The organism is Streptomyces sp. NPDC046821 (assembly GCF_040645335.1).
Classification (GTDB): domain Bacteria; phylum Actinomycetota; class Actinomycetes; order Streptomycetales; family Streptomycetaceae; genus Streptomyces.
Genome location: NZ_JBEYYB010000005.1, coordinates 366,630 through 385,211 on the forward strand (window position 1 = coordinate 366,630; position 18,582 = coordinate 385,211).

18 protein-coding genes are annotated in these 18,582 nt (G+C 70.0%); 7 read left to right on the forward strand and 11 right to left on the reverse strand.

Translation table 11 applies throughout. The features are described 5' to 3' along the window. Nucleotides 1-30: 30 nt before the first annotated feature. From ABZ893_RS12565 to ABZ893_RS12580, 4 genes are read left to right on the forward strand one after another with little or no spacing between them, the layout of a single operon-like run. Nucleotides 31-1,128 carry a thiamine ABC transporter substrate-binding protein gene (locus tag ABZ893_RS12565; protein WP_361401060.1) on the forward strand — a complete coding sequence of 366 codons (1,098 nt, stop codon included), beginning with the start codon at nt 31-33 and terminating at the stop codon, nt 1,126-1,128. Next, the gene (locus ABZ893_RS12570) at nt 1,104-2,801 is read left to right on the forward strand and encodes an iron ABC transporter permease (RefSeq protein ID WP_361401063.1); all 1,698 of its coding nucleotides are present in this window, start codon (nt 1,104-1,106) and stop codon (nt 2,799-2,801) included. Before ABZ893_RS12565 ends, ABZ893_RS12570 begins: the two co-directional genes overlap by 25 nt. Further along, on the forward strand, nt 2,801-3,883 hold the full coding sequence (locus ABZ893_RS12575) for an ABC transporter ATP-binding protein (protein WP_361401066.1): 1,083 nt from the start codon (nt 2,801-2,803) through the stop codon (nt 3,881-3,883). The genes ABZ893_RS12570 and ABZ893_RS12575 overlap by 1 nt, the downstream gene beginning before the upstream one ends. Nucleotides 3,884-3,893: 10 nt before the next feature. Next, nucleotides 3,894-4,706: a maleylpyruvate isomerase family mycothiol-dependent enzyme gene (locus ABZ893_RS12580; protein ID WP_361401069.1), complete on the forward strand. Its 813-nt coding sequence runs from the start codon at nt 3,894-3,896 to the stop codon at nt 4,704-4,706. 50 nt (nt 4,707-4,756) lie between these two features. Here the strand turns inward: ABZ893_RS12580 and ABZ893_RS12585 are convergent, their stop codons facing one another. The 6 genes from ABZ893_RS12585 to ABZ893_RS12610 all read right to left on the reverse strand — a co-directional run bounded on the left by ABZ893_RS12585 (nt 4,757) and on the right by ABZ893_RS12610 (nt 10,850). Further along, entirely contained in the window at nt 4,757-5,896 is a 1,140-nt protein-coding gene (locus tag ABZ893_RS12585) for a Rossmann fold nucleotide-binding protein (RefSeq protein ID WP_361401072.1), read from the reverse strand. 444 nt (nt 5,897-6,340) lie between these two features. Further along, nucleotides 6,341-6,748, reverse strand: a complete 408-nt coding sequence (locus ABZ893_RS12590; protein WP_361401075.1) for a VOC family protein — start codon at nt 6,746-6,748, stop codon at nt 6,341-6,343. 142 nt (nt 6,749-6,890) lie between these two features. Then, nucleotides 6,891-8,051 (reverse strand): hypothetical protein, encoded by a 1,161-nt coding sequence (locus ABZ893_RS12595; protein ID WP_361401078.1) that lies wholly within the window; start codon nt 8,049-8,051, stop codon nt 6,891-6,893. Next, the gene (locus ABZ893_RS12600; protein ID WP_361401080.1) at nt 8,033-8,779 is read right to left on the reverse strand and encodes an ATP-binding cassette domain-containing protein; all 747 of its coding nucleotides are present in this window, start codon (nt 8,777-8,779) and stop codon (nt 8,033-8,035) included. The genes ABZ893_RS12595 and ABZ893_RS12600 overlap by 19 nt, the downstream gene beginning before the upstream one ends. Before the next feature lie 197 nt (nt 8,780-8,976). After that, nucleotides 8,977-10,356: an aspartate aminotransferase family protein gene (locus ABZ893_RS12605; protein ID WP_361401083.1), complete on the reverse strand. Its 1,380-nt coding sequence runs from the start codon at nt 10,354-10,356 to the stop codon at nt 8,977-8,979. Then, nucleotides 10,341-10,850 carry an Lrp/AsnC family transcriptional regulator gene (locus ABZ893_RS12610; protein ID WP_361401086.1) on the reverse strand — a complete coding sequence of 170 codons (510 nt, stop codon included), beginning with the start codon at nt 10,848-10,850 and terminating at the stop codon, nt 10,341-10,343. The genes ABZ893_RS12605 and ABZ893_RS12610 overlap by 16 nt, the downstream gene beginning before the upstream one ends. Nucleotides 10,851-11,019: 169 nt before the next feature. On the opposite strand from ABZ893_RS12610, the gene ABZ893_RS12615 reads away from it, so the two are divergent. Further along, on the forward strand, nt 11,020-12,459 hold the full coding sequence (locus ABZ893_RS12615) for a gamma-aminobutyraldehyde dehydrogenase (RefSeq protein WP_361401089.1): 1,440 nt from the start codon (nt 11,020-11,022) through the stop codon (nt 12,457-12,459). A gap of 201 nt (nt 12,460-12,660) precedes the next feature. Then, nucleotides 12,661-13,875 carry a spermidine/putrescine ABC transporter substrate-binding protein gene (locus ABZ893_RS12620; protein ID WP_361401092.1) on the forward strand — a complete coding sequence of 405 codons (1,215 nt, stop codon included), beginning with the start codon at nt 12,661-12,663 and terminating at the stop codon, nt 13,873-13,875. Between the two features lie 6 nt (nt 13,876-13,881). Here ABZ893_RS12620 and ABZ893_RS12625 read toward each other — a convergent pair whose 3' ends face one another. Continuing rightward, nucleotides 13,882-14,796, reverse strand: coding sequence for an EamA family transporter (locus ABZ893_RS12625; protein ID WP_361401095.1), 915 nt, complete (start codon nt 14,794-14,796; stop codon nt 13,882-13,884). After that, nucleotides 14,793-15,533, reverse strand: coding sequence for a nitroreductase family protein (locus tag ABZ893_RS12630; protein ID WP_361401098.1), 741 nt, complete (start codon nt 15,531-15,533; stop codon nt 14,793-14,795). The genes ABZ893_RS12625 and ABZ893_RS12630 overlap by 4 nt, the downstream gene beginning before the upstream one ends. An 85-nt stretch (nt 15,534-15,618) precedes the next feature. Here ABZ893_RS12630 and ABZ893_RS12635 point away from each other — a divergent pair, with 85 nt between their 5' ends. Continuing rightward, nucleotides 15,619-16,131: a MarR family transcriptional regulator gene (locus tag ABZ893_RS12635; protein ID WP_361401101.1), complete on the forward strand. Its 513-nt coding sequence runs from the start codon at nt 15,619-15,621 to the stop codon at nt 16,129-16,131. A 22-nt stretch (nt 16,132-16,153) separates the two neighbouring features. Here the strand turns inward: ABZ893_RS12635 and ABZ893_RS12640 are convergent, their stop codons facing one another. The 3 genes from ABZ893_RS12640 to ABZ893_RS12650 form a co-directional block, all read right to left on the reverse strand. Continuing rightward, nucleotides 16,154-16,549 carry a hypothetical protein gene (locus tag ABZ893_RS12640; protein ID WP_361401104.1) on the reverse strand — a complete coding sequence of 132 codons (396 nt, stop codon included), beginning with the start codon at nt 16,547-16,549 and terminating at the stop codon, nt 16,154-16,156. Nucleotides 16,550-16,808: 259 nt separating this feature from the next. Then, complete coding sequence (locus ABZ893_RS12645) at nt 16,809-17,492, reverse strand: glycerophosphodiester phosphodiesterase (RefSeq protein ID WP_361401107.1); 684 nt, start codon at nt 17,490-17,492, stop codon at nt 16,809-16,811. A 42-nt stretch (nt 17,493-17,534) separates the two neighbouring features. Then, nucleotides 17,535-18,569, reverse strand: a complete 1,035-nt coding sequence (locus ABZ893_RS12650) for an adenosine deaminase (RefSeq protein ID WP_361401110.1) — start codon at nt 18,567-18,569, stop codon at nt 17,535-17,537. Nucleotides 18,570-18,582 lie beyond the last annotated feature (13 nt).

Consider the following 18,582-nt stretch of genomic DNA (forward strand, 5'->3'; position numbering starts at 1 on the left):
TCTCTTCCTGGACACCCAGGAGGGAACTCAGTGAGCACCACCATCAAGGCCACGGCCGTCGTCGTGGCGGCCGGTATCGGCCTCGTCACGCTCTCCGCGTGCGGCGGGTCCGGCTCGGGCTCCGGCTCCGGTTCAGCCAAGGCGGACTCCAAGACGGTCACCCTCGTCAGCCATGACTCGTGGGCCGTTTCCAAGAGCGTCCTCAAGGACTTCGAGAAGAAGTCCGGCTACAAGGTCACGGTCCTCAAGGACGGTGACGCGGGCGAGGCCGTCAACAAGGCCATCCTGTCCAAGGACAACCCGCAGGGCGACGTCTTCTTCGGCGTCGACAACACGTTGCTCTCGCGCGCCCTCGACAACGGCCTCTTCCAGCCGTACGAGGCCAAGGGCCTTGCCCAGGTCAGGCCCGAGTACCAGCTCGACAAGGCCCAGCACCGGGTCACGCCGATCGACACCGGCAACATCTGCGTCAACTACGACAAGAAGTACTTCGCCGACCACAAGCTGACGCCGCCCGCGTCCTTCGCCGACCTGACGAAGCCCGCGTACAAGAACCTGCTCGTCACCGAGAACGCTGCGACGTCGTCGCCAGGGCTCGGCTTCCTGCTCGGCAGCGCCGCGAGCTACGGCGACAGCAACTGGCAGGGCTACTGGAAGAAGCTCAAGGCCAACGGCGTGAAGGTCGTCGACGGCTGGGAGCAGGCGTACAACGAGGAGTTCTCCGGGAGCGCCGGCGGCAAGAAGGCGGGCGGCGACCGGCCGCTCGTCGTGTCCTACGCGTCCTCCCCGCCGGCCGAGGCGATCTACTCGGACCCCCAGCCGAAGACCGCGCCCACCGGCGTCGCCGCCGGCACCTGCTTCCGCCAGACCGAGTTCGCCGGCCTGCTCAGCAACGCCAAGAACACCGAGGGCGGCAAGGCGCTCCTGGACTTCCTGATCACCAAGGAGTTCCAGCAGGACATGCCGCTGAACATGTTCGTGGACCCGGTGACCACGGACGCTGCCCTGCCCGCCGCCTACGCCAAGTACGCGGTCAAGGTGGACAAGCCGGAGACCATGGCGCCGAAGAAGATCGCCGACAACCGTGACGCGTGGGTCAAGTCGTGGACCTCACTCGTACTGAAGTAAAGCCCCGCAAGCGGGACTTGCGAGGCGGCGGGAGCGCGGCGCGGCTCGGTCTGCTGACCCTGCCCGCCGTGTTCTTCGCGCTCTTCTTCGCGTACCCGGTCGCGGCGATCGTCTCGCGCGGGCTGAAGACGGACGGCCACTGGCAGTTCGGGCGGATCACCGACGTGCTCGGGCAGTCCGACATCCGGCACGTCCTGTGGTTCACGACCTGGCAGGCCCTCGCCTCGACGGCGCTCACGCTCCTGATCGCGCTCCCCGGCGCGTACGTCTTCGCGCGCTTCGAGTTCAGGGGCAAGCAGGTGCTCCGGGCCGTCGTCACCGTGCCGTTCGTGCTGCCGACCGTCGTCGTCGGTACGGCGTTCCTGGCGCTGGTCGGCCGCGGCGGACTGCTCGACCAGCTGTGGGGCGTACGCCTCGACACCACGGTGTGGGCGATCCTGCTCGCCCATGTCTTCTTCAACTACGCCGTCGTCGTACGCACCGTCGGCGGCCTGTGGGCGCAGCTCGACCCGCGGCAGGAGGAGGCCGCGCGGATGCTCGGCGCCTCCCGCTGGACCGCCTGGCGGACGGTGACGCTGCCCGCGCTCGGGCCCGCCGTCGCAGCCGCCGCCCTGATGGTCTTCCTCTTCACCTTCACGTCGTTCGGCGTCGTCCAGATCCTCGGCGGTCCGACGTTCTCGACGCTCGAAGTCGAGATCTACCGGCAGACCGCGCAGATCTTCGACCTCTCCACGGCCGCCGTCCTGACGATCGTGCAGTTCGCCGCCGTCGGGGTCATCCTCGCCGTGCACGCCTGGAGCGTGCGCCGCCGCGAGAGCGCGCTACGGCTCGTCGACGCCGCGCACACCGCACGGCGCCCGCGCGGCGCGGGCCAGTGGGCACTCCTCGGCGGTGTGGTCACCACGGTCGCCTTGCTGATCCTGCTGCCGCTGGGCGTGCTGGTCCAGCGATCTTTCCAGGGCGCCGGAGGGGCTGGCGGCTTCGGGTTCGGTTACTACAAGGCGCTGACGACGTCCGACAGTGGCGCCTTCCTGGTGCCCCCGATCGAGGCGATCGGGAACTCGCTGCGGTACGCGCTGGCGGCGACCGCCATCGCCGTCGTGATCGGCGGCCTCGCGGCGGCAGCCCTCACGCGGAGATCCAGCCGTCTCGCCCGGGGTTTCGACGCGCTGCTGATGCTGCCGCTCGGCGTCTCGGCCGTCACCGTCGGCTTCGGCTTCCTGATCACCCTGGACAAGCCGCCGCTCGACCTGCGCGGTACGTGGATCCTGGTGCCGCTGGCCCAGGCCCTCGTCGGGGTGCCGTTCGTCGTCCGTACGATGCTGCCGGTCCTGCGCGCGGTCGACGGGCGCCTGCGCGAGGCCGCTGCCGTTCTCGGCGCGTCACCGTTGCGGGCCTGGCGTGAGGTCGACCTGCCGATGGTGCGCAGGGCGCTGCTGATCGCGGCCGGGTTCGCGTTCGCGGTGTCGCTCGGCGAGTTCGGGGCGACCGTCTTCATCGCCCGCCCGGACAGCCCGACCCTGCCGGTCGCCGTCGCACGGCTCCTCGGCCGGGCCGGTGAGCTCAACTACGGCCAGGCGATGGCCCTTTCGACGATTCTCATGGTGGTGTGCGCGGTGTCGCTGCTGCTGCTCGAACGTATGCGGACGGACCGCACGACGGGGGAGTTCTGATGGCCCTGCTTACGTTGGACGACGCGACGGTTCGCTTCGGTGGGCCAGTGAAGAAGGCGGGCGCCGCGGAGAATGCCAGTTCCGCCCACGCCGCCCTCGACCGGGTGGCCCTCGACGTCGCCGAGCACGAGATCGTGTGCGTCCTCGGCCCCAGCGGCAGCGGCAAGTCGACGCTGCTGCGCGTCGTCGCCGGGCTCCAGAGCCTCGACGCGGGGCGCGTGTTCCTGGACGGCCGCGACCAGGCGGGCGTGCCCGCGCACCGGCGCGGCGTCGGCCTCATGTTCCAGGACCACCAGCTCTTTCCGCAGCGCGACGTCGGCGGCAACGTCGCCTTCGGCCTCCGGATGCACGGCGTCGCCCGCTCCGAACAGCAGGGGCGCGTAAAGGAGTTGCTGGAACTCGTCGGTCTTCCTGGGGCCGAGCGACGTGCCGTCACCTCGCTGTCCGGAGGTGAGCAGCAGCGCGTAGCCCTCGCCCGGGCGCTCGCGCCGCGCCCGCGCCTCCTCATGCTCGACGAGCCCCTCGGCCAGCTCGACCGCTCGCTGCGGGAGCGGCTCGTCGTCGAACTCCGGGAACTGTTCGGCGAGTTGGGTACGACCGTGCTCGCCGTGACGCACGACCAGGGTGAGGCCTTCGCGCTCGCCGACCGCGTCGTGGTGATGCGGAACGGACGGATCGCCCAGTCCGGCACGCCCCTTGAGGTGTGGCGGAACCCGGCCGACGAGTTCGTGGCCCGCTTCCTCGGCTTCGACAACGTCGTCGACGCGACCGTCGTCGGCGAGGCGGCCGACACGCCCTGGGGCAAGGTGCCCGTACCCGCGAAGTCTCCGCAGGGCCGAGTCCAGATCCTCGTCAGGCCCGCGGGCGTACGGCTTGTGCCTGCCGCCGAAGGGCAGCTGACCTGCACGGTCACAGCCCGCACCTTCCGCGGTACCCATGTCGCCCTGCACCTGGAGGCGACGCAGGCCCCCCGGCTCGAAGCGGCCTGCGCGCTGCGGGACGCGCCGGAGCCCGGGGACCAGGTCGGGGTGGCGTTCGACGCGGCGGAAATTGTGGTGATGGACGGCGAGGCCCGCGCGTAGGGTCCGTCGCATGACGACGGAGACCGCAGCGCCAGGACAGTTCACCCACGACCAGTACTGCGACGAAGTCCTCGCGCAGACCGCCCTGTTGGCCCGCCATCTTGTCGGCGCCGACCTCTCGGCTCTCGTGCCGACCTGCCCCGGCTGGACCCTGCGCGACCTCGTCGTCCACACGGGCGGGGTGCACCGCTGGGTCGACACGATCGTACGGACCCGGTCCAGCGAGCCGGTGCCCGACGAGAAGGTGCCGGGCGGCGAGGGACCGGTGAGCGACGAACCGGACGCGCTCGTCGACTGGCTCCTGGAGGGCGCCGAACTCGTCGTGGACGCGCTGCGCACCGCGGGCCCCGACGTCCCCGTGTGGAGCTGGGGGTGGCACCGGAGCACCGGGTTCTGGGCGCGCCGGATGACGCACGAGACGGTGATCCACCGCGCGGACGTGGCGCTCACGACGGGCGTCGGGTTCGAGGTGGCGCCGGAGTTCGCCGCCGACGCGCTCGACGAGTGGCTGCAGATCGTCCGGTACACCCAGCAGGCGTACCCGGCCCAGCCTTCGGCGGAGCTGCGCGGCGGCGGGCGCAGCCTGCACCTTCATGCCACGGATGTCCCGCCGGAGCTGAACGCCGAGTGGCTGATCGAACTGGACGAGGACGGCTTCAGCTGGCGCCGGGGCCACGAGAAGGCGACGGTCGCGCTGCGGGGGCCGCTGACCGACGTACTGCTCGCGTTCTACCGGCGTGAGCCGCTCGACGGGGGACGGGTGGAGGTCCTGGGGGAGCGGGAGTTGCTGGACTTCTGGCTGGAGCGGGCGACGTTCGTCTAGGCCCCCTTTAAGTTCAGGGCCCAGCCCTTCTACCCCCGGCCCCGGCCGGCTCACCCCAGCTTCGCCAGCGCGTCGGCCGCCTCCTCCACCGAGTCCACGAGGGCGATCCGCGCGTCCATCGAACGCTCGCGGGCCAGGGAGGTGAGCAGCGGCCACGCCGGCAGTCGTTCCGTCCAGTGGTCGTGGCCGACGAGCACCATCGGCCTGGGAGTGCCCCGGGACTCGTAGTAGTTCGGCGTCGCGTTGTCGAAGATCTCCTGGACGGTCCCGGCTGCGCCCGGCAGGAACACCACACCGGCGTTCGAGCGGGCGAGGAGGCCGTCCTCGCGGGTGGCGTTGGCGAAGTACTTCGCGATGTGCGCGGCGAACGCGTTCGGCGGCTCGTGCCCGTAGAACCAGGTGGGTATGCCGACCGACGCGCCGCCGTCCGGCCAGCGCGACCGTATGGCGAAGGCGGCCGTCGCCCAGTCCGTGACCGACGGGCTGAACGAGGGCGCAGCCGCGAGCAGTTGGAGGGCTTGCGTGAGCATGTCGTCGTGGAACGGTGCCGCGTACGCGCCCAGGTTCGCCGCCTCCATGGCGCCGGGGCCACCGCCCGTCGCGACGGTGACCCCGGACCGGGCGAGCGTCCGCCCGAGCCGTGCCGCGCCCGCATACCCGTCCGTGCCGCGCCCCATCGCGTGACCGCCCATCACGCCCACCACGCGCGTACCGGCGAGGAGTTCGTCGAGGGCGTCGGAGACCGAGTCGTCGTGCACGGCCCGCAGCATCGACGAGAAGATGTCGCCGTCGGCCTTGGTCCGCTGGAACCACTCGTTGGCGAGGGCGTCGGGCGTCGACTCGTACCCGCCGTCCGCGAGCCCGTCGAACAGTTCGGCGGGGGAGTAGAGATGCCCCCGGTACGGGTCGAAGGGGAGCCCCGGGATCGGCGGGAAGACCAGGGCGCCGGTGGCACGGATACGCGCCGCGGCCTCGGGGCCCATCGGGCAGCCGAGGAAGACGGCGCCCTCGGCGTCCAGGCCGAGTAGTTCGGTGGTGCGTTCCGTCAGGTCGACCGCCTGTACGCGGCGGCCGGCGAGCGAGCCGTGCGCGGCCACGACCGCGTCGAACGCGTCCAGTGAATCGATCTCGCGACCGGCGTCCGTGTGCGGGATCGCGGGCCTGCGCGGGGCGGGTTCAGGGGTCTGCACCCGCCCATGCTAGGCCGCGTCCGAGGAGGCCTGGCAGGTCAGCCTGGGGAGAAGACCGGCGGCTCGGCCCGCCGAGAGGTCCCGGTGGCTCTGCCCTCCCGGAGGTTGCGGCAGCTCGGCCGTCCCGGAGGTTGCCGTTGCTCAGCCCGCCGAGAGGTACCGGTGGCTCTGCCCTCCCGGAAGCTGGGGCGGCTCAACCGTGCCGGGAGCTGCGGCGGCTCGGCGCCCTCCCGGCGGTTGCGGCAGCTCAGCCGTCCCGGAGGTTGCCGCGGCTCAGCCCGCCAGGAAGTGCCGGCGGCTCAGCCCACCCGGATCCTGCGGCAGCTCAGCCCACCCGGATCCTGCGGCAGCTCAGCCCCCCCCGGAGGTTGCAGCTGCTCAGCCCACCGAGAAGCACCGGCAGCTGAGCCCTCGCTGGCGAGCCCGCCCGGCGGTCGCCGCAGCTCAGCCCTCGACCATCGTCGGGTCCATCCACATGATCTCGAACGTGTGGCCGTCCAGGTCGTCGAAGGCGCGGCCGTACATGAAACCGTGGTCCTGCTTCTCGCCCGTCTCGGTGCCGCCCGCGGCGATCGCCTTGTCGACGAGCTCGTCGACCTTGTCGCGGCTCTCGGCGCTCAGGCACAGCAGTACCTCGCTGCTCTTCGCCGAGTCGATGATCGGCTTCGTCGTGAAGCCGGCGTACTTCTCCTTGGTGAGCAGCATGATCACGATGTGCTCGCTGACGACCACGGAGGCGGCGGTCTCGTCCGAGAACTGCGGGTTGATCGTGTAGCCGAGCTCGGTGAAGAACTTCTTCGACGCCTCGAGGTCGTTCACGGCGAGGTTCGGGAAGATCATCTGCTGGTACATGGTGTGTCCGTCTCTTTCGCTCGCTGGCGCCGTGGCGCTCGTCGCTGTTCCGTACGCAGGGTTAGACGGACGCCCCGCCCGGAACTCATCGCCCGTCGCGAACTATTTTTCGATCAGTTTGCGGGCCGCCGCCCGCGCCCGCTCAGGGAGCGAGCGGGAGCGCGGCCAGTTCAGCTACGGCCCAGGTCAGCGGCCCGAACACGGCGAGCAGAGCCAACGCCCGCAGCGCCGCCGCACCGCGCAGCAGCCCGGCGGGAGCGCCCAGTCGGAGCAGCGCGGCCTTCGTGTCGGACCGGGCGTGCTTCGCCTCGATCGCCGCCGTCACGAGCGTCGCCACGGTGCAGGCCACGACGAGGATCCCGCCGAGCGTGGACAGCGGACCGAGCGGGTGGCGCCCCGAGTAGAGCGTGATCCCCGCGTACGCCCCGGCGGCCACCGCACACACGACGCCCAGCGGCCGCCCGATACGCCGGGCCTCCTCCTGGAGCACCCGCCCCGCGAGCAGCCGAGCTGCCCCGGGGCGCACCGACTGGAGCGCCTTGCCGCACAGGTACGTGAGTCCCGGGCCGGCCAGCGCGAGCCCGACGGCCGTCACCGTCCACCCGGCCAGCACCCCGCTCGGGCTCCCGCCGAGACCGCCCGGCATCGGAACCCCCGCGGCGGCGTGCGCCCGGGAGGCGTACGTCTCCACGGAGAGTCCTACGGCGAGCAGCGCGACGCCCCAGGGCAGGCCGTTCGGGGCGGGTACGGGGGCGGCGGGGTCGGCCGGGTCCTGGCGCTCCCCGGGCTTGGCGGCGCGCGGGCGCAGGACGACGGCGGAGGCGGCCGACGCGGCGAGCGGGACCAGCGTGAGGAGCGTCAGGGCGGCGGCCAGCGGCAGAGGCCGGTCGGCGGCGAGGAGACCGCGGGCCGCGCCGTCGAACGGCAGGCCCGACAGGTCGCCGCGCAGATGAAGGAAGAACAGCAGCGCCAGCATCGAGCCGAGCGTGCAGGCCACCGCCGTGGACACCGCCGCGAGCAGCGTGAGACGTGCCGGTCCCAGGCCCACCGCGGACAGGCCCGGTCGCGGACGTGTGCCCGGGTCGGTCCGGGCGACCGCGACCGCGAGATACACGGTCGCGGCCAGCGGCACGACACACCACGCGAGGCGCAGCAGCGACGCGGCGGAGGCGTCCGGGTGCCCCAGCGCGTAGCCGAGCGTGCACAGCAGGAGGAATCCGGTGCCCGCCGAGGCGGCGGCGACCAGAAGCCTGCGGAGCTGGACGACGGGCTGTCCGCGGCGGGCTAGACGGAGAGCGAGCACGCGGCCCGGCCTTCCGTGTCGCCGCCGTCGGCCGCACCGGGCAGGTGGACCGTGTTCACCCGGCGCCCGTCGAGCAGCGCCACCGAGCGGTCGGCGAGGGCGGCGACCTCGGTGTCGTGGGTGGCGAGGACGACCGTGATGCCGTGCGAACGGGCCGCCGCCATCAGCGTCCGCAGCACGTGGGCCCGGTCGGCGCGGTGCAGGGGCGCGGTCGGCTCGTCGGCGAAGAGGACCGAGGGGGCGGTGACCAGGGCGCGGGCGATGGCGACGCGCTGGCGCTCCGACTGGACCATGGCGTGCGGACGCTTACGGGCGCACATGCCGATGTCGAGGCGCTCCAGCCACTCCAGGGCGGCGGCCTTGGCGGCGCGCCGGCCCCCGCCGCGCATCATGACGGCGAGCGCGGTGTTCTCCCAGGCGTTCAGCTCGGGTACGAGGTGGGGCTCGGGGTCGATCCAGGCGAAGCGGTCGCGGCGCAGCCGTTCTCTGACGAGCGGGCCCATGGTGTGCACGGGGGTGCTGTTGAACCACACCTCGCCCTGGTCCGGCAGGAACTGCCCGGAGAGGCACTGCAGGAGCGTCGTCTTGCCGCTGCCGCGCGGTCCGGTGACGGCGAGGATCTCGCTCTCGCGGACACCGAGCGAGACGCCGGTGAGGGCGGGCGAGCCGTTGTGGGAGAAGTGCAGGGCACGTGCCCAGAGCACGTCGTTGTCCGGTGGGGCCACCATGGCTAACACCTCGTTCAGAGACTGCAGATCAGAATTCCCGTAAGACGAGTCGTCCCCCGGATGGGGGAACGAAGGCAGGGCCGATCGGTCACTGGCACGCTAGGTATTCGGCGGCGCGGGGCGGGAAAGGACGCGGCCCGGCCGCTCCCATCTCACTCGGATGGGCGCAGCCGGGCCGGAGTTCGCAGCCGGTTGGCTCAGATCTTCGTCCAGGCCTCGGTGAGGACCTGGCGGATGATCGACTCGATCTCGTCGAAGGTCGACTGGTCCGAGATCAGCGGCGGCGACAGCTGGATGACCGGGTCACCACGGTCGTCGGCGCGGCAGTACAGGCCGTACTCGTAGAGCTTCTTGGAGACGAAGCCGTAGAGCACGCGCTCCGACTCCTCGTCCGTGAAGGACTCCTTGGTGGCCTTGTCCTTGACGAGCTCGATTCCGTAGAAGAAGCCGTTGCCGCGGACGTCGCCGACGATCGGCAGGTCGTGCAGCTTCTGCAGCGTCTTCAGGAAGCTCGCCTCGTTGTCGAGGACGTGCTGGTTGAGGCCCTCGCGCTCGAACAGGTCGAGGTTCGCCAGCGCCACGGCCGAGGAGACCGGGTGGCCACCGAAGGTGTAGCCGTGCAGGAAGGTGTTGTCACCCTTGTAGAAGGGCGCCGCGATGCGGTCCGACACGATGGTCGCGCCGATCGGGGAGTAGCCCGAGGTCATGCCCTTGGCGCAGGTGATGATGTCCGGGATGTAGCCGAACTTGTCACAGGCGAACATCGTGCCGAGACGGCCGAAGGCGCAGATGACCTCGTCGGAGACGAGCAGTACGTCGTACTGGTCGCAGATCTCGCGGACGCGCTGGAAGTACCCGGGCGGCGGCGGGAAGCAGCCACCGGCGTTCTGCACCGGCTCCAGGAAGACGGCGGCGACGGTCTCGGGACCCTCGAACAGGATCTCCTGCTCGATCTGGTCGGCGGCCCAGCGGCCGAAGGCCTCGGGGTCGTCGCCGTGGATCGGCGCGCGGTAGATGTTGGTGTTCGGGACCTTGTGCGCACCCGGCACCAGCGGCTCGAACGGGGCCTTCAGACCCGGCAGGCCGGTGATGGACAGCGCGCCCTGCGGGGTGCCGTGGTAGGCCACCGCGCGGGAGATCACCTTGTACTTGGTGTGGTTGCCGTTGAGCTTGTGGTACTGCTTCGCGAGCTTCCACGCGGTCTCGACGGCCTCGCCACCACCGGTGGAGAAGAAGACCTTGTTGAGGTCGCCCGGCGCGTAGTGGGCCAGGCGCTCGGCCAGCTCCACGGCCTTCGGGTGGGCGTACGACCACACGGGGAAGAAGGCCAGCTCGGACGCCTGCTTGGCGGCGACCTCGGCAAGCTCCCTGCGACCGTGGCCGGCCTGCACCACGAACAGGCCCGCGAGGCCGTCCAGGTACTTCTTGCCCTTGTCGTCGTAGATGTAGGTGCCCTCGCCACGCACGATGGTGGGAACGGGCGCGTTCTCGTACGACGACATGCGGGTGAAGTGCATCCACAGGTGGTCGTAGGCGGTCTGGCTGAGGTCCTTGCTCACGGCTATCGGGTTCCCCACATATAGGTCTGCTTCTTGAGCTTGAGGTAGACGAAGCTCTCGGTGGAGCGCACGCCGGGGATGGCCCGGATGCGTTTGTTGATGACGTCCAACAGTTGGTCGTCGTCCTCACACACGACCTCCACGAGGAGGTCGAACGAGCCCGCGGTCATGACCACGTACTCGACTTCTTGCATGGCGGTGAGCGCGGTCGCGACGGGGTCGAGGTCACCCTCCGCGTTGACACCGACCATCGCCTGCCGACGGAAACCCACGGTGAGCGGGTCCGTGACGGCGACGATCTGCATCACGCCCTGGTCGAGCAGCTTCTGGACGCGCTGGCGCACGGCCGCTTCGGAGAGGCCGACGGCCTTGCCGATGGCGGCGTACGGCCTGCGGCCGTCCTGCTGAAGCTGTTCGATGATGGCGAGGGAGACGGCGTCCAACGGCGGAGCGCCGTTGCCGTTCCTGGAACCCTTGGGGTCTGCGCTACGACTTGCCACGTCCCACACCATGCATGAGGGGTCGACTGTTCCGCAAGCCCAGATCGATGAAATTCGTTGTTTGAGGGTCTGAACTTCACGGATTTCGCAGATCTGGCGCGTCGGGGGGTGTTGAAACCGTGGGGCTACCGATTAGGGTGGAATCTCATCCAATGGACATCCGACCAGGAGGGCCGCCCCAGTGACCAGCGAGCTGCGTCGTCTGCGCAATTACATCGACGGTGAGTTCCGGGACGCCGCCGACGGACGGACCACCGAGGTGGTCAACCCCGCCAACGGTGAGGCGTACGCGACCGCGCCGCTCTCCGGCCAGGCCGACGTCGACGCGGCCATGGCCGCCGCCGAGGCCGCCTTCCCCGCCTGGCGCGACCTGACGCCGGCCGAGCGCCAGAAGGCCCTCCTCAAGATCGCGGACGCGTTCGAGGAGCGCGCCGAGGAGCTCATCGCGGCCGAGGTCGAGAACACCGGCAAGCCGACCGGCCTGGTCCGCTCCGAGGAAATCCCGCCCATGGTCGACCAGATCCGCTTCTTCGCGGGTGCGGCGCGAATGCTCGAGGGCCGCGCGGCCGGCGAGTACATGGAGGGCCTGACCTCGATCATCCGCCGCGAGCCGGTCGGCGTATGCGCCCAGGTCGCGCCGTGGAACTACCCGATGATGATGGCCGTGTGGAAGTTCGCCCCGGCGCTCGCCGCGGGCAACACCGTCGTCCTGAAGCCGTCGGACACCACCCCGGCCTCGACGACCCTGATCGCCGAGATCATCGGCTCGATCGTCCCCAAGGGCGTCTTCAACGTCATCTGCGGTGACCGCGAGACGGGCCGCGCCATGGTCGAGCACAAGACCCCGGCGATGGCCTCCATCACCGGTTCCGTGCGCGCAGGCATCTCGGTCGCCGAGTCCGCCGCCAAGGACGTCAAGCGCGTCCACCTGGAGCTGGGCGGCAAGGCCCCGGTCGTCGTGTTCGAGGACACCGACATCGCCAAGGCCGTCGAGGACATCTCGGTCGCGGGTTACTTCAACGCCGGCCAGGACTGCACGGCCGCCACCCGCGTCCTCGTCCAGGAGTCCATCCACGACGAGTTCGTCCAGGCCCTCGCCAAGGCTGCCGCCGACACGAAGACCGGCCAGCCGGACGACGAGGACGTGCTCTACGGCCCCCTCAACAACCCGAACCAGCTCGCGCAGGTCAGCGGCTTCATCGACCGCCTCCCGGCGCACGCCAAGGTCGAGGCCGGCGGCCACCGCGTCGGCGACAAGGGCTACTTCTACGCCCCGACCGTCGTCTCGGGCCTCAAGCAGGACGACGAGATCATCCAGAACGAGGTCTTCGGCCCGGTCATCACCGTCCAGTCCTTCACGGACGAGGCGCAGGCCGTCGAGTGGGCGAACGACGTGGAGTACGCGCTGGCCTCCTCGGTCTGGACGAAGGATCACGCGCGCGCGATGCGCATGTCCAAGGTCCTCGACTTCGGCTGCGTGTGGATCAACACCCACATCCCGCTGGTCGCCGAGATGCCGCACGGCGGCTTCAAGAAGTCCGGCTACGGCAAGGACCTGTCGGCGTACGGCTTCGACGACTACACGCGCATCAAGCACGTCATGACGTCGATCGAGGGCTGAGCTTCAACTCGCCTTGCTTTTACGGCTGGTTGACGGCGGTCTTCCGGTTTCCCGCCCCCGTGTGGCTTCGGCCGCGCGGGGGCGGTCTGCGTGTCCGGGCAGGTGTGCGGCCGGGGTGATCGACAGTGTGTCGGCTCTCCCTCCGGCGGCTTGACGCAGCGTCCATTGTCCGGCGCGGCCGGGCGCGGGCATCCTGCGGTGGTGCGAGCGACCCGGAGCAACCCCACGAAGTCCCTGTCCCTGAACCGCCGTTCTGTGATCCGCGCCCTGGGCGGAGGCGCCCTGGCCACGGCCGTCGGCGGACTCGCCTCGGGGTGCGGGGTGCCGGCCGCGTACGTGGCACCCGGGGACCGCTCCGCGGACGACCGCTCCGCCGCCGACAAGCGCCTGGTCTTCGCTAACTGGCCGCTGTACGTGGATGTGGACGACGCCGATCCCTCGAAGCGCCCCACCCTGGACGCGTTCACACGGCGCACCGGGATCGGGATCAAGTACACCGAGGAGATCAACGACAACGACGAGTTCTTCGGGAAGATCAGCCCGTCCCTGATGAACCACCAGTCGACCGGCCGCGACCTGATCGTCATCAGCGACTGGATGTGCTCGCGGTTCGTGAAGCTCGGCTGGGTGCAGGAGATGGACCGCGCCCGGCAGCCGCATGTCACCAAGTACCTTGACCCGCTGCTGCGTTCACCGCACTTCGACCCCGGGCGCAAGTGCACGGTGCCCTGGCAGTCCGGCATCACCGGCATCGCGTACAACCGGCGCAAGGTCGGACGCGAGATCAAGCACGTGTCCGACCTGTGGGCACCGGATCTCAAGGGCCGGGTCACCCTTCTCTCCGGCCTCGACGAGTCCTTCGCGCTCCTCATGCAGGGCAACGGCGTCGACATCACCCGGTGGACCGCCGACGACTTCCACCACGTGTGCGACCAGGTCGAGAAGCTGGTGCGGACCCACCACATCCGCCGCTTCACCGGCAACGACTACATCAAGGACCTCTCCAGCGGAGACGTTCTCGCCTGCCAGGCCTACAGCGGCGACGTCATCCAACTCCAGGCCGACAACCCCGACATCGAGTTCGTCGTCCCCGAAGAGGGCGCCGAACTGTGGGCCGAGTCCCTGATGATCCCCAACCTCGCCACCCACAAGCGCAACGCGGAACGCCTCATCGACTACTACTACGAGCCCGCGGTAGCCGCCGAACTGGCGGCGTGGGTCAACTACGTATGCCCGGTACCGGCAGCCCGCGAAGTCCTGGCCGACTCCAAGGACAAGGAAACGGCAGCCCTCGCCGAGGACCCCTTGATCTTCCCCGACGCCACCATGCGCAGCCGCCTGTCCATCGCCCGAGACATCACATCCAAGGAACGGACGGAATTCTCGAAGAGGTGGAATGCGATTGCGGGGTTGTAGGGGGAGTTACGCGTCGGCGAACTCTGGGGGCGCTTCTTGTGCCTGTGCTGTCTTCTTGCGGCGGCTGCCCCGGGACTGGGCCAGGACGACCGATGCGACGACAGCCGCGGCGCCGACGACCTGGAGTGGGGACAGGGCCTGGTCCAGCACGAGGTACCCGAGGGCGGTTGCGGTCAGAGGGGACGCGAAGCTCAAGAAGGAGACGGCCAGGGCCGGCAGCCGTTCCACTCCTCGGAACCAGATCGCGTAGGCGAACAGCGCGCCGACCAGGCCGAGATACGCGAAGCCCGCGAGGTTGGAGCCGGTGAGTGTGCTGGGCAGGCCCTCGCCGATCAGTGTGACCGGGAGGAGGACGAGACCGCCGACCGTCAGTTGCCACCCGGTGAAGGTCAGCACACCCACCCCCTCGGGCCGCCCCCAAAGCTTCGTGAGCACGATCCCGGCCGCCATGCTCACCGCGCCCAGGAGCCCCGCCCCGACACCCACCGCATCCATACCGGCATGAGGCTGCAACACCAGCAGCCCGACGCCGACAGCTCCCACCACGCAAGCGGCTACGTGGATTGCGCGCACCTTCTCCTTCAGCAGCAGCGCCGACAGCGCCAGCACCACCATCGGCTGCACGGACATCACCAGAGCTGCCACTCCACCGGGCAGGCGATAGGCGGCGACGAACAGCAGGTAGAGGAAGGCGCCGATGTTCAGCACGCCGAGAATCAAGGCCCGCCACCACCACATGCCGCGGGGTAACGTCCGGCCGAGTGCCAGGAGGATCAGGCCCGCAGGCAGGGCTCGGGTCACCGATGCGAGCAGTGGCCTGTCGGGAGGCAGAAATTCTGTGGTGACGAGGTACGTGGTGCCCCAGATCGCGGGTGCGAGAGCGGTGAGGGCGGAGTCGCCGAATGCTCGGTCACGCTTCATCGGGCCGCAGCCGTGTCGGGGTGTGCCGAAGAAGCGGTCGCTGAAGCCGTCGATGCCGGGGAAGCGGTCAGGCCCGGCGTGAAGCCGTAGCCGTAACGGCCGTCGAAAGCGTTCTGTGGGAGGGGCCTGCGGCCGGGGTGCCGGCGTTCCTCTGCCGCCCGTCCCACCGGCAGGAGCATCGCGATGTGCAGATCGTCGCGGTCCTCGATGCCGATGACCTTCTTGACCTTCCCCTCGTCCCAGCCGTTCATCGGTGAGGTGGCGAGGCCCATGGAGGCGGCGGTGATCATCGCGTAGGTGGCGGCGATGACCGCGTCCTTGATCGCGTACTCGCGCAGCAGCTCCCGCTCCTCCAGGTCCTGGTGGAAGTCGAGGCTGGCCTGGGAGAAGCCGGCGATGAACTGGTCGTTCCATGCGCCGTTCTCACGCGCCGTCCCGTAGATGTCGCTCAGGTCCTCACGCCAGGCCTGGCTGGAGGCCACGAAGACGAGCGTCACCGGCGCTTCCTGCGGGTGCGGCTGGCCGCCGGTGGCCCAGGCCAGGCCGTCACGGCCCTCCTGACCGGAGACGACCACGACGGAGCGGGCCTGGACGTTCCAGCTGGAGGGCGCCTCCAGGGTCAGATCGAGCAGCTCGGTCAACTGCTCGGTCGGGATGGGGTCGGGCAGGTAGTGGCGGATGCTGCGACGTGCACGTATGGCCTGCGGAACTGTTAACCAGGCGGTCTCATTGAACATGAGCGATATCTCATCATTATCTTAGCTCTAAGGCAAGGGCTATCGAGAGGTATCTCATGGCTAAGGCGGTGGCTAGGCTGTGGACATGACTGACCACGTAGACCACGTCTTGGCGCAGTGGGCGGACCAGGCCCCTCACCTCGATGCGTCACCCATGGCAGTCGTGGGGCGCATCAAGCGGCTCGCTCGGATCGTCGAAGCCGAACTGCGGGTCACCTACCGGAGTCACGACCTCGATGCCGCGGCCTTCGACATCCTCGCCACTCTCCGGCGCAGCCGCCCGCCCCATCGGCTGACCCCCGCCGAACTCATGCGCGCGTCCATGGTCACCTCGGGCGCCATCACCCAGCGTCTGGACCGGCTGGAGCAGCGGGGGCTGATCACTCGCACTCGTGGGGAGTATGACGCGCGCAGCTCCAACGTCTCGCTCACCGATGAGGGAATCGCCGTCGTCGACAAGGCGCTCCTGTCCAACGTGGCGACCCAGGACCGGCTGCTCGCCGGTCTGACGCGCCCCCAACGCGACCGCATGGCGAAGGACTTGCGCAGTCTGCTGGAATCGCTCGGTGACATCGACCGATCCGGCGAACTGGGCTGAGGCCGGCCAGTTCCTCGGAAGGTCAGTCCCAGAGCGGCCACGTCGTCACGCGGTGGAAGGGGTCCGGGGTGCCGTTCGTGTAGGTCAGGGTCATGCGGGTGTAGTGCTGGCTGTTCGGGTGCTTGGACCAGGTGCTGGGGTGGTCCAGGCGCACCGTGACCGGGAACGCGTGGAACTTGCCCGCCGCGCAGTACGGCTTGCAGTCGTTCGCCCAGTTGATGCCCTTGGCCTCTGCCTTCGTCGGGCCCCACTGGGTCCAGTGGAGCGAGGCCAAGAGGCTGTTGCCGTCGCCGCAGGCGAGCATGAAGTCGGTGGGCCGTTCCTGGGGCTTCCAGGTGCAGTCGACGAGGACGGGGGCCGCCTTGGACTGTTGGCGGGCCGGTGGCGCCGCCGCGGTGGTGGCAGAGGCGGGTGCCATGGCTGCTGCAAGGGATGCGGCGGCACAGAGTGTCAGCGCCGCCCTCAGTGTGTTGGTCCGCAAGATGCGCTCCCAGCCGTCTGCGGGATCATGTGCCCCGCGCTGCTCATTTCCAGGGGCGCCCGGCGCCCCGCCCACAGAGACTCGACGGGCGTACCGGCCGTCCCCGTGGGTGGCTTCGCGTACGACGCTACGACCGGCCCGTGACGCACGCCACTCGAACAGTCCAACGCCACTCGACCGGGTCAGAAACAGTGTTCTACGAGTTGCCGCGCAGCCCGTTCAGGACGTCGACGCGGTTCGTCGTGATCGAGTCGACGCCGATGTCGAGGAGGCGGCGCATCGACTTCCTGGTGTCCGGGGTCCAGGCCGACACGAGCAGGCCCTGGTAGTGCACGCGCTCCGCGAGGTCCCGGGTGACCAGCGGGAAGCGGTAGTTGAGCCAGGTCGGTCTGATCGCTTCGAGCAGGGCCGGCCGGGGCGGGGCGAGCGTCGTCCAGGTCAGCGCGATCTCGGCCGCCGGGTCCTCGGCCCGTACCGCCAGCATCGCCTGGGCGCCCGCGCAGTAGTAGGCGCGGTCGTCGGCGCCGGAGTCGCGGATGACGCCGAGAACCGCTCGGACGGTACGAGCGTCGGCGCCCGGCAGGTCCACCATCACGCGGGTCTCGGCCAGTACCGCAAGGGCTTCCGCGAGTGTGGGCACGCCGCCCGCCGTGATCTCCCGGACCTCGTCCGCCGTGAGCGCGGACAGGGGGCGGTCGTGGTCCCACAGCCGCTTGAGCGTGGCGTCGTGCAGCAGTACGGGCACTCCGTCGCGGGTCACGTGGACGTCGATCTCGACCGCGTCGGCCCCCCGCTCCAGCGCGGAACGCAGCGAGGGGAGGGTGTTCTCACGGACGCGGTAGGGGTCGCCCCGGTGGGCCACGGCAGTCACGGTACGCATGGCCCCATTGTGGTGGGCCGCACGGCCGTGGCCCCTGGCAGGTCAGGCCTTGGCGAGCCACGCCTCCGTGTACGTGTCGATCTCCGCCGCGATACGTGCCTTGCCCAGTTCGTCCAGGAAGGACGCGTATACCGCGTTCTTCGCGAGCGCGGCCAGGCCCCGCTCGTCGAGGTCGAGGAGGCGCGCGGCGACCGCGTACTCGTTGTTGAGGTCCGTGCCGAACATCGGCGGGTCGTCGCTGTTGATCGTGACCAGGACACCGGCGTCCACGAACTGCTTGAGCGGGTGCTCGTCGAGCGTGGCCACGGCGCGCGTCGCGATGTTCGACGTCGGGCAGACCTCGAGCGGGATGCGGTGCTCGGCGAGGTGGGCGAGGAGCTTCGGGTCCTGGGCGGACGTCGTGCCGTGCCCGATGCGCTCGGCGCCGAGGTGCACGAGGGCGTCCCACACGGTGCCGGGGCCGGTCGTCTCGCCGGCGTGCGGCACGGAGTGCAGGCCCGCGGCGATCGCGCGGTCGAAGTACGGCTTGAACTGGGGACGCGGCACCCCGATCTCGGGCCCGCCGAGGCCGAACGACACCAGGCCCTCCGGGCGGAGCGTGTCCGTCGTCGCGAGCCGCACGGTCTCCTCGGCGGACTCCAGCCCCGCCTCGCCGGGGATGTCGAAGCACCAGCGCAGCACGGTGCCGAACTCGGCCTCCGCCGCCTTGCGGGCGTCCTCGATCGCCGCCATGAAGCCGTACTCGTCGATGCCGCGCCGGACGGAGGAGTACGGGGTGATGGTCAGCTCGGCGTAGCGCACGTTCTGCCGGGCCATGTCCCGCGCGATCTCGAACGTCAGGAGGCGGACGTCCTCCGGCGTGCGGACGAGGTCGACGACCGAGAGGTACACCTCGATGAAGTGCGCGAAGTCGGTGAACGTGAAGTAGTCGGCCAGCGCCTCGGGGTCCGTCGGGACCTTGGAGTCGGGGTGGCGGGCCGCGAGCGTGGAGACGATCCGGGGGGACGCCGAGCCGACATGGTGCACATGCAGCTCTGCCTTCGGCAGTCCGGCGATGAAGGCATTCAGATCGGTCACGGATTCCTCCCCA

Coding starts and splice junctions, on each gene's coding strand:
- ABZ893_RS12580 (WP_361401069.1), top strand. CDS start 3,894: ATGACGACGGAGACCGCAGCGCCAGGACAGTTCACCCACGACCAGTAC.
- ABZ893_RS12600 (WP_361401080.1), bottom strand. CDS start 8,779: ATGGTGGCCCCACCGGACAACGACGTGCTCTGGGCACGTGCCCTGCAC.
- ABZ893_RS12630 (WP_361401098.1), bottom strand. CDS start 15,533: ATGTTCAATGAGACCGCCTGGTTAACAGTTCCGCAGGCCATACGTGCA.
- ABZ893_RS12610 (WP_361401086.1), bottom strand. CDS start 10,850: ATGGTGTGGGACGTGGCAAGTCGTAGCGCAGACCCCAAGGGTTCCAGG.
- ABZ893_RS12640 (WP_361401104.1), bottom strand. CDS start 16,549: ATGGCACCCGCCTCTGCCACCACCGCGGCGGCGCCACCGGCCCGCCAA.
- ABZ893_RS12635 (WP_361401101.1), top strand. CDS start 15,619: ATGACTGACCACGTAGACCACGTCTTGGCGCAGTGGGCGGACCAGGCC.
- ABZ893_RS12645 (WP_361401107.1), bottom strand. CDS start 17,492: ATGCGTACCGTGACTGCCGTGGCCCACCGGGGCGACCCCTACCGCGTC.
- ABZ893_RS12625 (WP_361401095.1), bottom strand. CDS start 14,796: ATGAAGCGTGACCGAGCATTCGGCGACTCCGCCCTCACCGCTCTCGCA.
- ABZ893_RS12575 (WP_361401066.1), top strand. CDS start 2,801: ATGGCCCTGCTTACGTTGGACGACGCGACGGTTCGCTTCGGTGGGCCA.
- ABZ893_RS12590 (WP_361401075.1), bottom strand. CDS start 6,748: ATGTACCAGCAGATGATCTTCCCGAACCTCGCCGTGAACGACCTCGAG.